Genomic DNA, 17,200 nt, shown 5'->3' with positions numbered 1-17,200 from the left:
CACTTTCGTAGTCATTGTGCTCTTCTGGAAACGAGGCCACGGCGCCCCGCACCCCGCATCCGCCGTCCTCCCCACCCTTCCGATCAAGGAGCCCGTCATGTCCTCCGTAGCCGAACTCCGGCCGCCCCGAACGGCGGCCTCCCTCTCCACCGCCGCCTTCTGGCTGATCCTCGGGCTGGTCCTGCTGGCCGACGCCCTCGACATGATCGACTCCACGGTCACCAACATCGCCGCACCGACGATCGTCCGGGAGCTGGGCGGCGGCGAGAGCCTGATCAAGTGGCTGGGCTCCTCCTACACCCTCGCCATGGGCGTCCTCCTGGTGGTGGGCGGCCGGCTGGGGGACAAGTTCGGGCAGCGCAAGCTGTTCCTCATCGGCATGGCCGGCTTCACCGCCGCCTCCGCGGTCTGCGGGCTCTCCCCCGACCCGGCCCTCCTCGTCGCCGCCCGCGTGCTCCAGGGCGCCTTCGGCGCGCTGCTCATCCCGCAGGGCATGGCGATCATGACCAGGTCGTTCTCCCGCGAGCAGCTGGGCAAGGCCTTCAACCTCTTCGGACCGCTGCTCGGCGCGGCCACCGTAGGCGGCCCGATCCTGGCCGGCTTCCTCATCGACGCCGACCTCGCGGGCCTGTCCTGGCGCCCCGTCTTCCTGATCAACCTGTTCCTCGGCGTCTTCGGCACCATCGCCGCGGCCCGGCTGCTGCCCCGCGACGCCGGTGACCGTTCCCTCGGCGTGGACGGCCCGGGCGCCGGGCTCCTCGGCCTCACGATGTTCGCCCTGATGTACGGCCTGATCGAGGGTTCCGCCAACGGCTGGGGCGCGACCGCACTCGGCTCGCTCGCCGCCGGGCTGCTCTTCCTGGTCCTGTACGCACGCCGTCAGGCCACCGCTTCCGAACCCCTCATCAAGCCCTCGCTCTTCCGGAACAAGGGCTTCACCTCGGGCCTGTTCGTCGGAATGCTCTACTTCGCGGTCACCAGCGGCCTGCTCTACGTGACCTCCCTGTTCATGCAGCAGGCCCTGCACTCCACCCCGGGCGACACCGCCCTCGGACTGCTGCCCCTGACCCTCGGCATCATCGCCGCGGCCGTCGCCGGCATGGCCGGGCTCACCCGCAGGCTCGGCCGCACGCTCATCCTGGCCGGCATGCTGCTCACCCTCGCCGGGGCCGGCTGGCTGCTCGCCCTCGTCCTGAGTCGCGGCACGGACCTCACCCCCTGGGCGATGGCCCCGGCCGTCTTCGTCACCGGCCTCGGCATGGGTGCCTGCTTCGGCACCATCTTCGACATCGCCCTCGGCGACATCTCCGCCGAGGAGGCCGGCAGCGCCGGCGGCTCGCTCACCGCCGTCCAGCAGATCGCCAACGGCATCGGCTCCGCCGCCGGTCACCACTGTCTACTTCCGCTCCGGCGCCCCGGCCCACGCCATGGCCGTCAGCCTCGTCACCGTCCTCGCCGTCACCGCCGCCTGCCTCCCGGCCCTGCGGCTGCTGCCCCGCAGCGCACCCGCCGAAAGCTCCGGCCACGGCGCCTGACCGCTCACCGCGCGGCCGACCGGCTCGCCCGCGCACGCACCCGCACACCCACGTACGCACGTACGCACGTACGCACGCAGCCACGTACCGAAGGAGCACCACCATGACCACCCACCACCCCATCGCGATCGTCGGCGCCGGACTCGGCGGCCTCACCCTGGCCCGCGTCCTGCACCTGCACGGAATCGAGGCGGCCCTCTTCGACCTCGACGCCTCCCGCTCCGCCCGCCCCCAGGGCGGCATGCTCGACCTGCACGAGGAGTCCGGCCAGGCCGCGCTCCGGGCGGCCGGACTCCACGACCGGTTCCGCGAGCTCGTGCTCCCCGGCGGCCAGGCCCTGCGGATCCTGGACCGCCACGCCGCGGTCCACCTCGAGCACGCCGACCAGGAGAACGGCGAGCAGGGGGAGCACGGCGGCCGCCCCGAGGTGCACCGCGCCGCGCTGCGCGACCTGCTGCTGGACTCACTGCCCGCCGGCGCCGTCCGCTGGGGCGCCAAGGTCACCGGCGTCCGGCCCCTCGGCGGGGGCGTCCACGAGGTGACGCTCGCCGACGGGTCCGCCTTCACCACCGGCCTGCTCGTCGGCGCGGACGGTGCCTGGTCGAAGGTCCGGCGGCTGCTGTCCCCGGCCGTCCCCCGGTACTGCGGCCTCTCCTTCGTCGAAGCGCACCTGCACGAAGCCGATGCCCGCCACCCCGAGGGCGCGGCCCTGGTCGGAGGCGGGATGATGTTCGCGCTCGACGAGGGGCACGGCCTGCTCGCGCACCGGGAACCGGACGGCGGCCTGCACGTCTACGCCGCCCTTCGGACCGGCGAGGAGTGGGCCGCGGGCGGGTCCGCCCGCGCGAAGGAGGCCGTCCTGGAGCGGTTCTCCGGCTGGGACCCGCGGCTGCGCGCGCTCGTCGCGGACAGCGACGCCCCGCTCGTCGCCCGGCCCGTCCACGCGCTGCCCGTCGGCCACCGCTGGGCCCGTACCCCCGGAGTGACCCTGATCGGCGACGCCGCGCACCTGATGTCCCCCTTCGCCGGGGAAGGCGCCAATCTGGCCATGCTCGACGGCTCCGGGCTCGCCGCCGCCGTCGCGGCCCGCCCCGGGGACCCCGAGGGGGCTCTCGCCTCCTACGAGGAGGCGATGTTCCCGCGTTCCGAGGCCGCCGCCGCGGAGTCCGCGGACAACCTCGAGTTGTGCTTCGGCGCCGGTTCCCCGCGGCTCCTGGTCGAGCGGATGCTCTCCTACGCCGGTTGACCCCGGCCGGGGACGGGGACGAGCCGGACCACCGCCGCGCAGCCGGGGCTCCGCAGGGTGAGCTCACGCGGGCCCGTCACCAGGGCCGCGTCGTAGGGCCCGAGTTCGGCGGATCCGTCGAACGCGCCGCCTCCGCCGCCTCCGGCGGATCCAGCGCCTCCGGCGGATCCGTACACTCCGTCGACTCCGGCGAGTCCGGCGGATCCCTCCAGGGCCACCACCAGCAGCGTCTCGCCTGGCCGGACGGCGAGCGCGAGCTCGCCCCGTACGACCGCGGTCCCGGCCGACACGGCGTCCCGGCGGTACATCACGTTGAAGTTCACCACCGGGCCGCCCAGCAGCCGGCAGTCGGTCGGCTGGTCCCCGGGGAACCGCTGCGGTGCGTGCCGCCGGTCCACGAGGCGGCGTACGCCCGCGATGTCGAGGTCCATGCCGGCGCCCTCCGCGAGGGTGAGGATGCGGTCGACGCCAGGGAAGACGGAGAAGGGTCCGCCGGCCGTGACCTCGGCGAGGCTGGCACGCCACGCGAAATCGTCCATCCCGGCGCCCTCGGGGCCGGCGGCGATCTCCCGGGTGACTCCCCCGCCGTTCTTCCACGCGGCCGCCGGCCGGTCGGCCGCCCGCAGGATCCGGATCGCTGCTTCGCTGGTCATGACACCTCTTCCGGGCCCGGGAGCTGCTTCCCGGACCCGGAGGAGCCTATCGGCCGGGCCTGCCGGAGGTGCCGTCCGGGCAGGGTCCGCGGGAGCGGCTCAGCCGACCGCGAGGTCGTCGCCGTAGACCGGACCCTGGCCGTACCAGCCGTGCAGGTAGACGGTGACCGTTCCGGAGGCGCCGGTGGTGAAGGGCACCGTGAGCTTGGTCCAGCCGGTGGAGCTGGTCCAGGTGCTGCCGCTCGCGCCGCCGCGCACTCCGAGGTAGGCGTAGCTTCCCTGGACCCAACCACTCAGCGTGTACTTGGTGTTGGGGGTCAGGGTGAGGGTCTGGGTGCATTCGCCCGTCTGTCCGGAGGTGGGCGCCGTCTTCAGGGCGTACGAGCCCCCGTGCACCGGGGTGGAGACCACCGCCCCGCCGCTCTCGCAGCTCCACGGCGCGAGCGAGCCGCTTTCGAGGCCGCCGTTGACCAGGGCTCCGCTGCCCCCGCCGGGCCCGGAGACCGTCAGGGTGAAGGTCGCCGAATGGCTCGGCGGGCCGGCGGCTCCGGTGACGGTGAGGGGATAGGTGCCCGGCACGGCCGTGGCGGAGGCGGCGACCGTGAGCTGCGCCGATCCGCCCGCGGTGACCGAACCGGGGCTGACGGCGGCGGTGATTCCGGCGGGCGCGCCGCTCACCGTGAGGGCGACGGGCTTCGCGCTGCCGGAGGTGACCGTCGTGGCGACGGTGGCGGTGGTGGAGCCGCCGGGGGCCACCGAGGCCGAACCGGGTGCGAGCGAGAGGGAGAAGTCGTCGGCGACGGGTCCGCCGCCTCCGGTGAAGGGGGCGAAGCTGTGGGTGAAGTACCAGGGGTCCTGGGCGATGCCCGAGCAGGTGTCGGAGCCGCCGGTGCCGGGGCAGCCGCCGTTGTCGCGCTGCAGGGCCCAGAAGGAGAGGGTGTTGATGCCCTTGGCGGTGGCCCAGTTGTAGACGGTGGCCGCGTCGGCGGTGGTGAAGGTCTCGGCCGCGCCGAAGTCGTCGATGCCGGGCATCTCGGTGACGCCGATCATGCCCCAGAGCTGGGTGGGGGTCTTGGCCGGGTAGAGCGCGGCGAGCTGGTTGTACAGGCCGGTCGCGGCGGTCTGGGTGTCGGCCGCCATGTTGTGGGCGGCGTTGTCGTAGTAGTCGAAGGTCATCAGGTTGACCACGTCGACCTGGGCGCCCGCCGTCTTGGCGCTCTTGAGGACGGCGAGGCCGCTGCTCGCGAGGCCGCTCGTGGTCGTGGGCAGGGTGTACGAGATCTGCAGCGGCCGGCCGTTGGCGGCGGCCCAGTCCTGGACCTTCCTGATGGCCTGGTTGCGGCGGTCGATCGCCGCCTTGTCGGTCAGGGACTTGTCCTCGATGTCCATGTCGAGCCGGGTGACGTCGTAGGTCGTGAGGACCTTCTCGTACGCGGCCGCGATCGAGTCCACGCTGGTGCAGCTGTCGGCGATCTCGGTACCGCCGTTGTCGGCCGCGTAGCCGCCGAAGGAGGGGATGACGTCACCGCCGCGCGAGCGGATGGTGGTGAAGTCGGCACCGAAGACGGAGGCGGCGATCGGCTGGCCGGTGGAGCCGTTCCAGTACGGCGTGCAGGAGCCCTTGGCCTCGGTCTGGACGAAGGCCATGGTCAGGTACTTCGCTCCGGACCGCTCGGCCAGGTCGGCCGGGCTGTCGGAGGAGTAGGCCTCGAAGTACGGGGCGAACACGTGGGCCGGTAAGGGGGTCGCGGCGTGCGCGGCGCCGCCGGCGCCGACGACGAGGCCTGCGGAGGCGACGGCCGTGGTGAGGGCCGCGAAAAGGGCATGGAGGTGCCTGGGACGTCTCAACGGTGCTCCCGGTGGGGCGAAAGCGAACGGGCGGACGCCTCATGATTGGTCTGGACCATCAACTGGTCAAGGTTCCGGGCCGCTTGAACGGGTAAAGACGGAGTCGTGCCCGGTCAGGGCATCGGGACCGCACGCGAAGGCGCCCCCGGGCCCCGCTGCGTGCGGGGCCCGGGGGCGCTTCGGTGGCGCGGAGGGATCAGGCGTCGGCCTTCGCGGCGGACACGGCAGTTGCCGTTGCCGTTGCCGTAGTCGCCGGAGCCTCGGCCGCCGCAGGAGTCGCGGCCGCGGCGGTCCCGGCCGCAGCGCCACCCGCACCCACGGTCCGCGGCCCGTGCGCCCCGCGCAGGCCGATTCCGCTGATCACCGCGACGAGGCCGAAGGCCACGGCGCCGATGGCGAAGGTGAGGGTGAATCCGGATTCGGCCGGCAGCGGCGGAACCCCCGCCGGGAGGCGCTCGATCGTCTTCGACGCCAGGATGGTGGTGACGATGGCGCTGCCGATCGCGCTGCCCGTGGAGCGGGAGATCGAGTTGATGCCGTTGGCGATGCCGCTCTGGTGGTGCGGGACGCTCGCCATGATCACGGCGGGCATGGCCGCGTAGCCGAAGCTGACGGCCGCGCCGACGATGAGGCCGGCGCCGATCACCGATGCGCTGTGGCCGTGGTCCAGGGCCAGCCAGCCGAAGCCGACGGCGCCGAAGGCCGCGGCCATGGCCAGCGCGACGCGCGGACCGCGGTGCCGGACCAGCTGGCCGCCGATCGGGGAGGCCAGGAGCGAGACGATCGCGCCGGGCAGCAGGAACTCGACGGAGGCGCGCAGGATGGAGGCGTCGAAGCCGTAGCCGGTCAGGGCCTTCGGCATCTGGACGAGGTAGGAGACGCCCAGGAAGTTCGCGAACATGCCGAAGCCGACGAGGATGCCGGCCAGGTTGGCCATGAGGACCGGGCGGTGCACGAACATCTTCATGTCGACGAGGGGCTCGCGGACCTTGAGCTCGGTCAGCACCCAGACGGCGGTCATCACGGCGGCGCCGGCGAAGCTGCCCAGCGTGCGGCCGGAGGCCCAGCCCCACTCGTGGCCCTGCGAGATCGGCAGGAGGAGCAGCAGCAGGGCGATGCCCAGGGTGAGCGCACCGAGGAAGTCCGTACGTCCGCCGGTCTTGTGCTTGGTCGCCGGGACCAGGAACACGACGGCGAGCAGCGCGAGCACGGCGAAGCCGGTGGCCATCCAGAAGGCGTTGCGGTAGTCCGCGTCGGCTCCGGAGGTCAGCAGGCCCGTGGCGACGAGCGCCAGCCCGCTGCCGAACGCGAGGGTGCCGCTGACCAGGGCCATGGCGCCGGGGAGCTTCTGCGGGCGGACCTCTTCGCGCAGGACGGAGAGGGCCAGCGGGAAGATCGCGGTGGCGGCGCCCTGCAGGACGCGGCCGAGGATCAGCAGGGGCAGCGAGGAGGCCAGCGCGGCCACGACGGAGCCCGCGACCATGACACCGAGCACGGCCACCAGCGTCGGCTTCTTGCCGTGCTGGTCGCCGAAGCGGCCGAGCAGCGGGGTGAACACGGCGGCGGACAGCAGGGTGGCGGTGGTCACCCAGCTGACGTTGGCGGTGGTGGTGCCGAGATCGTTGCGGATCAGGCCCAGGATCGGGACCGGCAGCGTCTGCATCATCGACACGACCATGGCGGCCAGGCTCAGGGCGAAGACGATGACCGTCTCGTTCCGGTGCCCGCCGGCCTGGGTGGTGGCGGAGGGTGTGGTGCTCATGGCAGGGAAGACCTTCTCAGTGCTTCAGATCACAGATGTTTGACGTCATCAAGTACTTCGACTCCAGCAGACGGTAGACCTCAATAGTTCAGGTGGTCAAGTAAAAGGTTGATAATGTGAAGCATTATGAGTACGCTCCCGGCATGAGCGCCACCACACCGCACGCCGTCCCGACCAAGCTGGAGCTGCTCGAGCTGCTCGCCGCGATCGGTACCGCGCAGTGGCGGGATTTCGCTGCGGCCGCCGCCCGCCACGGCCTCACCTCCACGCAGGCCAAGGTCCTCGCCCAGCTGAACGGTCCGCTGCCCATGCGGGGCCTCGCCACCCTGCTGGTGTGCGACGCCTCGAACGTCACCGGCATCGTGGACCGGCTGGAGGCCCGTGAGCTCGTGCGCCGCGAGCCCGACCCCGCCGACCGGCGCGTCAAGAACGTCGTGGCCACGGACGCGGGCCGCGAGGTGATCCGCCGCGTGCGCGAGGAGATGCAGGCCACGCACGGCGCCCTCGACGTACTGGACGACAGCGAGAGCGCGACGCTCTACGCCCTCCTGGAGCGGCTGCGCCCGACCCTGGAGAAGGACGCCTGAGACCGCCCCGGGGCCACGGTCGAGACCACCCCGAGGCCACTGGACCCGAACGCGTTGGCCAGGGGAAACGCCACCTGACAGACTGCAACGGCTTCAGAACATTCCAGGAGGACGCATGTCAGAAGAGACCGACACCCCGCAGAACGAATCGCCGGCCGAGGAGGCCAAGCGCAAGTTCAAGGAGGCCCTGGAGCGCAACGCCGCCAATGCCCAGTCGCAGCAGGCACACCAGAGCCGGGCGAAGATCCAGGGTTCCGGCGGCAACGGCCCCGGGGGCAAGAACAAGAAGGTCCGCCGCAAGACCGGCTGACCCCAGTGGTGTCGCACTGCCGCGACACCACGACAGCCGGCCTCGACGGGGTCAGGGACCAGCACACGGTCCGGATCCGGTCGAGGGCGGCTCCAGGGGGCGCGCACGCCGGGCACGCACACGCCGGGCGCGCGCACGTACGCGCACACGGGACCTCGGGATCCACCGACCCGTCGGCCTTGGGTCAATCGGCCGATGCCGGACCTCACCTGCGGGGTGGAGTGTTGAGCCAGTCGGGTGATGGGTGATAACCCCTGGCGTCCACGGCAGTTGAGCAGCTCGTCCCGCCGAGGGCAGCTATCTCATGCGACAGTGCGACAGAAGAAGGATCCCCCACATGCTCAAGAAGTTCATGGCCACCGCAGCCGCCACCGCAGCCGTTCTGGGTGCCGGTGCCGCCGTAGCCTCCCCGGCGATGGCGATCGGCAACGACCACGGCGTCAACACCGTCAACGGCAACGAGTCCTCCCAGGTCTTCGGCAACCAGGAGACCGGCGGCGCGATGAGCCCGCAGATGTCGGCCATCCAGGGCTCGCTCAACAAGCTCTGCGTCGGCCTGCCGGCGAAGGTCAACGCCCAGTCCGTCCTGGCCCTGGTCAACGTCGGCGTCCAGGACGTCAACGTCCTCGCCAACCCGCAGAACCAGCAGTGCGCCGAGAACTCCACCCAAGCCAAGGGCGACGACTCGGCCTCGCACATCCTGGACAACATCCCGGTCCTCTCCGGCAACCTCTCCGCCGGCAGCTGATCCACCGGAGCGCCGGTGCCACGCCCCCCGGGGTGTGGCACCGGCGCTTCGTTTTGGTCTAGACCTTGACAGGTTCAGACCATTCTCGATTCAGTGGCGGTAGTTGTCCCCCACGGCAACTCCCCCCACTGAAGGAGCACTTCCGTGATACGCACCCTGCGCCGCCGCGCCCTCTCGCTGGCCGCCGCCGCTGCCGTCACCCTCGGTCTCGCGATCGCCCTTCCCTCCTCCCCCGCCGCCGCGGCTCCCGCCTGCGCCGGAGCCTGGACCGGATCCACCGTTTACACGGGCGGCACCAGTGCCTCGTACGGCGGTCACAACTGGCAGGCCAAGTGGTGGACCCAGGGCGAGACGCCCGGCACCACCGGCCAGTGGGGCGTCTGGTCGGACCAGGGCGTCTGCGGTGGCGGCCAGACCCCCGATCCGGACCCGGGCACCCCCAACCCCTCCGGATTCGTGGTCAGCGAGGCCCAGTTCAACCAGATGTTCCCTAACCGGAACCCCTTCTACACGTACGACGGCCTGGTCGCGGCGCTGTCGGCCTACCCCGGCTTCGCGAACACGGGTGATGCCACCGTCAAGCGGCGCGAAGCGGCCGCCTTCCTGGCCAACGTCTCGCACGAGACCGGTGGGCTGGTGTACATCGTCGAGCAGAACACCGCCAACTACCCGCACTACTGCGACAGCGGCCAGCCCTACGGCTGTCCCGCCGGGCAGGCCGCCTACTACGGGCGCGGCCCGATCCAGCTGAGCTGGAACTTCAACTACAAGGCCGCCGGCGACGCCCTCGGCATCAACCTCCTCGCCAACCCCTACCTGGTGGAGCAGGACCCGGCCGTCGCCATGAAGACGGCGCTCTGGTACTGGAACACGCAGAACGGCCCGGGCACGATGACCGCCCACGCGGCCATGGTGAACGGCGCCGGCTTCGGCGAGACCATCCGCTCCATCAACGGCTCCCTGGAGTGCAACGGCGGCAACCCGGCGCAGGTCCAGAGCCGGGTGAACGCGTACCAGAGTTTCACCCGGATCCTCGGCGTGACCCCGGGCTCCAACCTGAGCTGCTGAGACCGGTCAGCGCGTCCGCAGGGTGGTGGCCAGCTGGGCCCGGGAGCGGACGTCGAGCTTCTGGTAGATCCGCGTCAGCCGGGCTTCCACCGTCTTCACGCTGACGAAGAGCTTCGCGGCCGCCTCCTGGTTGCTGGCGCCCTGGGCGACCAGCACCGCGAGGCGGGCCTCCGCCTCCGTGAGGGCGGCCAGCGGCGGCGCCCCGCCGCCCCCGCCGCCGGGCGAGGGCGGTGACGGCTCCCGCGCGAGCTCCGCCCAGGGAGTGGCTCCGGCCCTGGCGAAGGCCTCGGCCGCCGCCCCGAGCGCGGCGCGGGCGGGTGCGCGCCTGCGCCGGCGGCGTTCCACGCGGGCGAGCGCGAGCAGCGTACGGGCCCGCTCCAGCGGGAGTTCCAGGACCGCGAAGCGCCGGGCCGTGTCCTCCAGCAGGGCCACCGCCGCGTCGGCCTCGCCGTGCGCGGACAGGCACAGGCCCCGGGCCCGGTCGAGCGCGGCGATCACACTGGTACGGCCGAGCGCGAGGGCCGTCGTACGGACCTTGGCCTGCAGTTCGGCGGCCTCGTCGGGGGCGTCGGCGGCGACCAGGGCCTCGGCGAGCTCCCCGTGCCAGCGCAGGATCGAGGGGTCGGCCACCTGCTGGGCGGCCTCCAGCGCGGCGACGCGGCGCAGGGTGGCGACGGCCTTCGCGGCCTCGCCCGTGGCCAGTTCGACCAGGCCGAGCACGTACAGGCCGCGGGAGAGGAAGACCTGGTCGTGCTCCTCCTCGGAGGCCTGGATGCCGCGCCGGGCGTATCCGGCGGCGCGCGGGAAGCCGCCGCCCATGGCTTCGGCCATCGCGGCGACGTACCAGGCGGGGCCGGGCGAGAGGCCCGCCTCGACGGTCAGTTCCAGGGCGTCGCGGGCGTACTCGGTGGCGGCCGCGCACCTGCCCCGGCGCAGTTCCACCTCGGTGAGGCTGCGCAGCACCTCGAAGACGTCCTCGGCGGAGCCGGTGCGCCGCACGGCGGGCAGCAGGACGAGCAACTGCCGCCGGGCGTCGGCGAGCCGGTCGTCGAAGAGGGCATGGCGGACGGCGAGGTACTGCGGGGCGTTGCGCATGCCGAGCGGCACTTCGGGGGCGGGCAGGGCGAGGGCCCCGGCGAGGATCTCCTCGGCGTCCGGGTCGCCGAGGATGCGGCCCATGCGGGCCCGTACGGTCAGTGCCATGGCTTCGGCGACCTGGTCGCCGCCGCTGCGGGCCAGCACCCCGGCCCGGGCGGCGGCGTCGCGGGAGCGCACCGGGTCACCGTCGCTGAGGTTGTGCTTCCAGGCGATCCGCAGCCCGACGGCGGCCTGCAGGGCGGGGTCTCCCTCGGCGTCGGCCAGGGCGTACGCGAAGGTCTCGTCGAGGGTCCCGAGTGCCTGGCCGGCGGCGTCGATGACGGCGAGGCGGGCGCGCACCCGGTCGCCGGGCGAGGCGTCGCGGGCCAGTACGGCGCGGGTGGCCCGCCGGGCCAGGTCGGCCCGGCCGGCCCAGCCCGCGTCCTCGGCGGCACCGACGAGCCGGGCGAGTTCCTCGCCGGGCAGGTGGCAGGGGGTGCGGTCGGCGGCGAGCAGGCCAAGTTCGGCGGCGAGCGCCCGCTGGCCACGGCGCCGGCAGGACGCGGCGGCCCGGGTGATCTCGGCGGCCAGCGCCTCGTCGGGGGCGTCCACCGCCAGCGCGCGGTGGCGTACCGCCTGGACGGGATCGTCGACGGCGGCGGCCAGCTCCGCGTGGCCGGCGGCCCGCTCGGGCCAGCCCGCGTCGGCGGCCAGCGCCGTGGGCAGGGCTCCGGCGGTGAACCGGATCGTGCCGTCCTCTTCCACGGTGACCAGCGCGGCCCGCTCGGCCACGGCGAGCTCGGCCTCCGCGTCGGGACGGCCGGCCCGGCGCAGCAGTGCGGTGGTGGGGCGCGCGGCGAGGGCGGCGAGCAGCAGGGTGCGCCGGGCCTGGGCGGGGACCACGGCCAGGAGCCGGCGGGCCACCTCGCGGGCCTGCCCCGAGACGGGCAGCGGGTCGGCGTGGTGCGCGCCGCCGTCGCGGGTCCCGGCGCCTTCGGCGAGGGAGTGGCCGAGGGCGAGGGCCAGGCGCGGGTTGCCGCCGCTGGCCTGGTGGATCCGGCCGGCGAGGCGGGCCGGGAGGCCCCGGCGCACCAGCAGTTCGGCGACCTCGTCGGTGCCGAGCGGGGGCACCCGTATCTGGGGGGTGTCCGGTCCGCAGAGGGGCTCGCTGAGCGGGGATCCGCCCTGGACGCACTCGGCGGCGAGGACGCGTACGCGCGGTGGCGTCAGGCGCAGCGCGAAGCGGAGCAGGTCGGTGCTCTCCGCGTCGAGCCACTGGGCGTTGTCGAGCGCGAGCAGGACGGGGCCGCGGGCGGCGAGGGTGCGCAGCACTTCGACGACGGCGAGGCGCAGGGCGACGTGGTCGCGGCCGGCGCGGGGCGCGTCGGTTTCGCGGCGCAGGAGGGCGATGGCGGTGCGCTGCGGTCCGGAGAGGCGTTCCAGCGCGGCGGCCGGGACGGAGGCGAGGAGGGCGGCGGCGGAGGCTTCGGGTATCCACCGGTCGGCGGCTCCGGGGGCGAGGCGCAGTACCGTCTCGTGGCGCAGCGCGGCGGCCTCGGTCAGGGCGCGCAGCACCTCGGTCTTGCCCGATCCGGCCGGTCCGGTGAGCAGGGCGCGTCCGTGCGTGGTCAGCGCGCGGTCCACCGCCTTGATCAGTTCGCCGTGTCCGACGGTCGTGTCAGCGTGCCCCGTCGCCGCCACCACGCACAGCCACCAGCCTTTCGGTTCCCCGCTTCTGTGCCCTTCCTGTGAGACGCGACAATACGAGGTCGGATGCCCGGCGGGCCCGGATTGTGACGCAGAATTCAGTCAGGTGACAGGAAAACCCGCCGGACCTGCCGATACGCGGTGTATCGGCAGGTCCGGCGGGCCTGTTTGGTCCGTACTATCGCCCCGTCAGGGCGAGTTCGGGCCGGGGGACCGGCCCGGGGCGGGACCGGGCTCAGAAGCCGAGGCTCCAGGAGTCGATCTTGCCGGTGTCGCCGCCCGCGTTGTCGTTGACGCGCAGCTTCCAGGTGCCGTTCGCCACCTCGGAGGAGGCGTTGACGGTGTAGGTCTGGTTGATGTCGTCGGTGCTGCCGCCGGCGCGGTTGTGGAGCGTGTAGACCGAGCCGTCGGGGGCGACCAGGTCGACCTTGAGGTCACCGATGTAGGTGTGGACGATGTTCACGCCGACCTTGAGGGCGGCCGGGGCGTTGCCCGTGACCCCGCTGACGGTGATCGGGCTCTCCACCGTGGAGTTGTCGGCGATGGCGAAGTCGCCGGTGTTCTCGAAGGTGGGCGTGGTGGGCGTGGAGGTCACGGCCGTGACGGCCGCGGCGGCGTCCGCGAGACCGGTGCCGCAGCCGCCGGTGCAGGTGCCGGCCAGCGGGCGGGCGCTCGTCTTGATGGCCGACTCGACCTGCGCCGGGGTCAGCGAGGGCTTGGCGGAGACGAGGAGCGCGGCGAGACCCGCGATGTGCGGGGCGGCCATGCTGGTGCCCTGGTAGGGCTTGTAGATCTCGGCGCCGGGGGTGGTGGCGCCGTCGTTCAGGGTGGAGAGGATGCCGTTCTCCGGGGTGGTGACGGTACCGGGCGTGTCGGTGCCGCGGCGGGTCTCACCGCCCGGGGCTGCCACGTCGATGATCGCGCCGTAGTTGGAGTAGAAGGAGCGGTCCCCGGCACGGTTGGTGGCGGCAACGTTGATCACGTTGTTGCAGCTGGCGGGCGAGAAGCCGGCCGCGTCCGCGTTGCTGTTGCCCGCCGCCACGACGACGGTCGTACCGCGGGCGACGGCGGCGTTGATCGCGTTCTGGTAGGTGGCGGTGCAGGCGCCCGAGCCACCGAGGGACATGTTGATCACCTTGGCGGGGGTGGCGTTCGCCGGGACGCCCGCGACGGAACCGCCGGAGGCCCAGGTGATGGCGTCGACGATGTCCGAGGTGGCACCGCCGCACTTGCCGAGCACGCGCACGGGCTGGATCTTCGCGTTGTACGCGATGCCCGCGACGCCCTTGGCGTTGTTGGTGGCGGCCGCGATGGTGCCGGCCACGTGGGTGCCGTGCCAGGAGGATCCGCTGGCCGTGGAGCCGGTGCCGCATTCGCCGGCGGCGCTCCAGTCGCCCTGGTCGGCCGGGTTGTTGTCCCGGCCGTTGCCGTCACGGGCGGCGGTGGAGCTGGAGATGAAGTCGTAGCCGGCGACGATGTTCGCGGCCACGTCGGAGTGGGCCACGTAACCGGTGTCGATGACGGCGACGGTGACGCCGGAGCCGGTGGCCTTGTCCCAGGCGGCCGGCACGTTCATGCCGGCGGTGGGCTCGAAGAGGTCCCACTGCTTCGCGTACTCGGTGTCATTGGGGGTGACGGCGAGGGCGTACGCACGGGAGTCGGGCTCGACGTAGGCGACGTCGGGGTCGGCGCGGAACTGGGCCATGACGGCGGCCGCGTCGGAGGGGGCGGTGGACCCGCCGAGGTTGACGAGCGCGGCTCCGGTACCGAGGCGGCGCTCGAACTTGGCCTTCTTCGAGGCCTTCTTGCCCTTGACCTCCACGTCGGCGGCGGCCGCGTCGTTCGAACTGGCCTTGGCCGAGGAGGACTTGTATCCCACGATGAGGTTCTCGACGGGCGCGGCAGCGGGGGCGCCGGCGACCGGGAGGGCCTGGGAGGCGGGGGCGGGGTCCGCGGCGGTCAGCGCCACGGAGGTGGCGGCGGAGCCGGCGAGCAGAGTGACGGACATCGCCACCACGGATATGAGCCTACGTCTGGATGCGTGCACGCTGTTCCCTTTCGCGGGCCGTCCCCGGGCGGGCCGGAACGGCCGGTTGGTGCAGTGTGGGAGGTGAGGAAGCTGCTGCCGCGCGACCGGAACGGGCTGGTCAGGCCCGCCCGGCCACGCTGCTGCTCACCACGTCGCCCGCCGCAGCGTCGGGGCTGGGCAACGGTGGCACCGGCGCAGGTCCGACCTGTGGCTTCGCGCCATGTGGGGTGGGCACGGGGGCCGTTCGGACGGGGAGGAACGCCGGTGGGCAGACAGTAGGCAACGCCGAGATGAACGCGATACGGGGAAAACCCTTGTCCACCCCCTGCCGGTCCCCCGCCACTCCCCCGCCGGCCTCCTGACGGCCCCTCTCAACTCGGCGCTCGCACCCCGGCCGAAGTGCGCCGTAGGGTGTCCGGACCGTTGACGCACCGAACCGAGGGGACCCGGACATGGGCGAGCTCCACCCGCCGATCGAGCCGTACGACCAGGGGATGCTCGACGTCGGAGACGGCAACCTCGTCCACTGGGAGGTCTGCGGCAATCCGGACGGGAAGCCCGCGCTCGTCGTCCACGGCGGTCCGGGATCGGGTTGCACCTCCGAGGCCCGCCGGCTCTTCGATCCCGCACGGTACCGGGTCGTCCTGTTCGACCAGCGCGGCTGCGGCCGCAGCACCCCGCACGCGAGCGATCCCGCGACCGGCATGCGGCACAACACCACCGCGCACCTGATCGCCGACATGGAACGGCTGCGGGAGCACCTCGGCATCGACCGCTGGCTGCTCTACGGCGGCTCGTGGGGCTCCACGCTGATCCTGGCCTACGCCGAACGCCATCCGGAGCGGGTCTCCGAGATCGTCATCCCCGGCGTCACCACCACCCGGCGCTCGGAGATCGAATGGCTCTACCGCGGGGTCGGCCGGTACTTCCCCGAGGAATGGGAGCGGTTCCTCGCCGGGGCGGACGGCACCCCGCGCGACGGCGACATCGTCGCGGCCTACGCACGCCTCGCCCAGGACCCCGACGAGAAGGTGCGGGAGCGGGCCACGGCGGACTGGTGCGCGTGGGAGGACGCGGTGCTGTCCGGCGAGACGAAGGGCGCCTCCCAGCCCTACTCCGGCCGCCCGTCGAGCGCCCGGCTCGCCCTCGTCCGCATCTGCTCGCACTACTTCTCCCACGGCGCGTGGCTGGAGGAGGGCGAGCTGCTGCGCGAGGCCCACCGGCTGGCCGGCATCCCCGGTGTCCTGATCCACGGCCGGCTCGACATGGGCGGTCCGCTCGACACCGCGTGGGAGCTGTCCCGGGCCTGGCCCGGTGCGGAGTTGACCGTGGTCGAGGACGCGGGTCACCTGGGCGGTGCGACGACGCGCGAGCTCGTGCTGCGCGCCCTCGACCGGTTCGCGGGCCGGGGCCGGGACGCAGACGGAGGCCGGGGCCCGGGCCCGGCGCCTACTCCGGCGGGTTGAGCTTGCGGAAGTACGTCCAGCTCGTCTCGTTCGGCTCGGTCCACTTCTCCGGGGCGTGGGCGAACTCCGGGTGGTGCGCCGCCACGTACGCGCGGGTGCGCTCGGGGACCTCGTCGTAGGAGGCGAGCTTGCGGCCCCGGCAGTGGAAGGTGAGCCCGCCGGGGCGCTGTCCCTGCTCCATCCACGGCAGCCAGGGGGACATCCGGGTCCAGGACATGGTGGACGGGACGCTGGGCTCGTCGGTGGTGAGGACCGAGGCCGGCGCGAAGAACTGGAAGAGCTCCAGGGCCCGGTAGGTGTCGTCGGCCGAGTTCGCCGGGTACTGCGCGACGGGCAGCGGCGAGGGGTAGGCGAGCGGCACCTCCATGCTGAAGCAGACCTGGTCGCCCAGTTCGGTCATGGGGACCGGGAAGGGACGCCACCGCTGGTTCGCGGGGTCGTTCCACACGTGGACCACCGGCTTGTCCTCCCAGGTCTCCAGGATCTCGCGGGTCCGCGGTTCCAGGTAGAACGCGGCCTCGCGGGTGAGGAGCTGGTAGGTCCCGGGCGTCTCGTCCTCCACCAGGCGGGCCGTGTTCAGGCCCTCGAAGCCGAAGAGCCGCTGGTAGGGCTCGCCGGGGGCCCAGGAGTGGATGTCGCCCGTCCACCAGAAGGTGACCTCGGTTCCGTCGAGGGAGGCACGGGTGCGGGCCAGGGCCCGGAGGAGATCTTCGGGAGTCATACGGGCCACTGTGCTCGGTCCGCCACCGGCGGGCAAGCACCGGACCGGCCATGCGGAGCGGGGCGGCGGCTCAGGGCGGCGGAAAAACCTTTCCGCCGCCCGGACTTGTCGATCTAGTCTTCGCCCCATGTCATCAACAGTTCGACTCCTGGTCCGCATCACCACCCTCCCCGGCCGCGGCCGGGAGCAGACCGACGCCTACGAGCGCCTCGCGCCGGTGGTGCGGGCCGAAGAGGGGTGCCTGCGCTACGACATGCACCGGGTGAGCGGCGACCCGGACCGGTTCGTCCTCGTCGAGGAGTGGTCGTCGAGAGCGGCGCTCGCCGCGCACGACGTCACCCCCCACATGATCGAGGCCGACGCGGCAGGCCCCGCGTTCCGGGCGGGACCCGCGGAGGTGATCGAGCTGGACGCCGAACCGCTGGCCTGAGCGGGCTCCGGGA

General features: G+C 72.9%; 14 protein-coding genes. 8 read left to right on the top strand and 6 right to left on the bottom strand.

The genetic code is table 11. The annotated features are described in order from the left end of the window. The first annotated feature begins 97 nt into the window (after window positions 1-97). The gene (locus tag OG904_RS31810; RefSeq protein ID WP_405496944.1) at window positions 98-1,642 is read left to right on the top strand and encodes an MFS transporter; all 1,545 of its coding nucleotides are present in this window, start codon (window positions 98-100) and stop codon (window positions 1,640-1,642) included. Next, the gene (locus tag OG904_RS31805; protein WP_405496943.1) at window positions 1,639-2,781 is read left to right on the top strand and encodes an FAD-dependent oxidoreductase; all 1,143 of its coding nucleotides are present in this window, start codon (window positions 1,639-1,641) and stop codon (window positions 2,779-2,781) included. The genes OG904_RS31810 and OG904_RS31805 overlap by 4 nt, the downstream gene beginning before the upstream one ends. Here OG904_RS31805 and OG904_RS31800 read toward each other — a convergent pair. The 3 genes from OG904_RS31800 to OG904_RS31790 form a co-directional block, all read right to left on the bottom strand. Continuing rightward, the gene (locus tag OG904_RS31800; RefSeq protein ID WP_405496939.1) at window positions 2,769-3,434 is read right to left on the bottom strand and encodes a HutD family protein; all 666 of its coding nucleotides are present in this window, start codon (window positions 3,432-3,434) and stop codon (window positions 2,769-2,771) included. The genes OG904_RS31805 and OG904_RS31800 overlap by 13 nt on opposite strands. Window positions 3,435-3,533: 99 nt before the next feature. After that, on the bottom strand, window positions 3,534-5,282 hold the full coding sequence (locus OG904_RS31795) for a glycosyl hydrolase family 18 protein (RefSeq protein ID WP_405496937.1): 1,749 nt from the start codon (window positions 5,280-5,282) through the stop codon (window positions 3,534-3,536). A 196-nt stretch (window positions 5,283-5,478) separates the two neighbouring features. After that, window positions 5,479-7,044, bottom strand: coding sequence for an MFS transporter (locus tag OG904_RS31790; RefSeq protein WP_405496935.1), 1,566 nt, complete (start codon window positions 7,042-7,044; stop codon window positions 5,479-5,481). Between the two features lie 143 nt (window positions 7,045-7,187). On the opposite strand from OG904_RS31790, the gene OG904_RS31785 reads away from it, so the two are divergent. From OG904_RS31785 to OG904_RS31770, 4 genes are all read left to right on the top strand, one after another. Further along, window positions 7,188-7,631: a MarR family winged helix-turn-helix transcriptional regulator gene (locus tag OG904_RS31785; protein WP_405496933.1), complete on the top strand. Its 444-nt coding sequence runs from the start codon at window positions 7,188-7,190 to the stop codon at window positions 7,629-7,631. Window positions 7,632-7,746: 115 nt separating this feature from the next. Next, window positions 7,747-7,941 (top strand): DUF5302 domain-containing protein, encoded by a 195-nt coding sequence (locus OG904_RS31780; protein ID WP_328296721.1) that lies wholly within the window; start codon window positions 7,747-7,749, stop codon window positions 7,939-7,941. 337 nt (window positions 7,942-8,278) lie between these two features. Further along, window positions 8,279-8,689, top strand: coding sequence for a rodlin (locus OG904_RS31775; RefSeq protein ID WP_405496931.1), 411 nt, complete (start codon window positions 8,279-8,281; stop codon window positions 8,687-8,689). A gap of 156 nt (window positions 8,690-8,845) precedes the next feature. Continuing rightward, entirely contained in the window at window positions 8,846-9,757 is a 912-nt protein-coding gene (locus OG904_RS31770) for a glycoside hydrolase family 19 protein (RefSeq protein WP_405498373.1), read from the top strand. A gap of 6 nt (window positions 9,758-9,763) precedes the next feature. Here the strand turns inward: OG904_RS31770 and OG904_RS31765 are convergent, their stop codons facing one another. After that, on the bottom strand, window positions 9,764-12,538 hold the full coding sequence (locus OG904_RS31765; RefSeq protein WP_405496929.1) for an AAA family ATPase: 2,775 nt from the start codon (window positions 12,536-12,538) through the stop codon (window positions 9,764-9,766). A 238-nt stretch (window positions 12,539-12,776) separates the two neighbouring features. Beyond that, the gene (locus tag OG904_RS31760; protein ID WP_405498371.1) at window positions 12,777-14,549 is read right to left on the bottom strand and encodes a S8 family peptidase; all 1,773 of its coding nucleotides are present in this window, start codon (window positions 14,547-14,549) and stop codon (window positions 12,777-12,779) included. Window positions 14,550-15,022: 473 nt separating this feature from the next. On the opposite strand from OG904_RS31760, the gene pip reads away from it, so the two are divergent. Further along, complete coding sequence (gene pip, locus OG904_RS31755) at window positions 15,023-16,036, top strand: prolyl aminopeptidase (RefSeq protein ID WP_405496927.1); 1,014 nt, start codon at window positions 15,023-15,025, stop codon at window positions 16,034-16,036. Here pip and OG904_RS31750 read toward each other — a convergent pair. Continuing rightward, window positions 16,020-16,757, bottom strand: coding sequence for a DUF1838 family protein (locus OG904_RS31750; RefSeq protein ID WP_405496925.1), 738 nt, complete (start codon window positions 16,755-16,757; stop codon window positions 16,020-16,022). The two genes, pip and OG904_RS31750, sit on opposite strands and share 17 nt — an antisense overlap. Before the next feature lie 127 nt (window positions 16,758-16,884). Here OG904_RS31750 and OG904_RS31745 point away from each other — a divergent pair, with 127 nt between their 5' ends. Next, on the top strand, window positions 16,885-17,187 hold the full coding sequence (locus OG904_RS31745) for a putative quinol monooxygenase (RefSeq protein WP_405496923.1): 303 nt from the start codon (window positions 16,885-16,887) through the stop codon (window positions 17,185-17,187). Window positions 17,188-17,200 lie beyond the last annotated feature (13 nt).

The sequence above is a fragment of the Streptomyces sp. NBC_00096 genome, from assembly GCF_045041305.1.
In the GTDB taxonomy this organism is placed as follows: Bacteria; Actinomycetota; Actinomycetes; order Streptomycetales; family Streptomycetaceae; genus Streptomyces.
Note: the sequence above shows the minus strand (reverse complement) of the source record. Positions and strands in the feature narration are given on the sequence as shown.

Excerpts from the sequence above, each read along its gene's own strand:
- OG904_RS31810 (WP_405496944.1), top strand. The coding sequence starts at position 98 with ATGTCCTCCGTAGCCGAACTCCGGCCGCCCCGAACGGCGGCCTCCCTC.
- OG904_RS31805 (WP_405496943.1), top strand. The coding sequence starts at position 1,639 with ATGACCACCCACCACCCCATCGCGATCGTCGGCGCCGGACTCGGCGGC.
- OG904_RS31800 (WP_405496939.1), bottom strand. The coding sequence starts at position 3,434 with ATGACCAGCGAAGCAGCGATCCGGATCCTGCGGGCGGCCGACCGGCCG.
- OG904_RS31790 (WP_405496935.1), bottom strand. The coding sequence starts at position 7,044 with ATGAGCACCACACCCTCCGCCACCACCCAGGCCGGCGGGCACCGGAAC.
- OG904_RS31785 (WP_405496933.1), top strand. The coding sequence starts at position 7,188 with ATGAGCGCCACCACACCGCACGCCGTCCCGACCAAGCTGGAGCTGCTC.
- OG904_RS31780 (WP_328296721.1), top strand. The coding sequence starts at position 7,747 with ATGTCAGAAGAGACCGACACCCCGCAGAACGAATCGCCGGCCGAGGAG.
- OG904_RS31775 (WP_405496931.1), top strand. The coding sequence starts at position 8,279 with ATGCTCAAGAAGTTCATGGCCACCGCAGCCGCCACCGCAGCCGTTCTG.
- OG904_RS31760 (WP_405498371.1), bottom strand. The coding sequence starts at position 14,549 with ATGTCCGTCACTCTGCTCGCCGGCTCCGCCGCCACCTCCGTGGCGCTG.
- pip (WP_405496927.1), top strand. The coding sequence starts at position 15,023 with ATGGGCGAGCTCCACCCGCCGATCGAGCCGTACGACCAGGGGATGCTC.
- OG904_RS31750 (WP_405496925.1), bottom strand. The coding sequence starts at position 16,757 with ATGACTCCCGAAGATCTCCTCCGGGCCCTGGCCCGCACCCGTGCCTCC.
- OG904_RS31745 (WP_405496923.1), top strand. The coding sequence starts at position 16,885 with ATGTCATCAACAGTTCGACTCCTGGTCCGCATCACCACCCTCCCCGGC.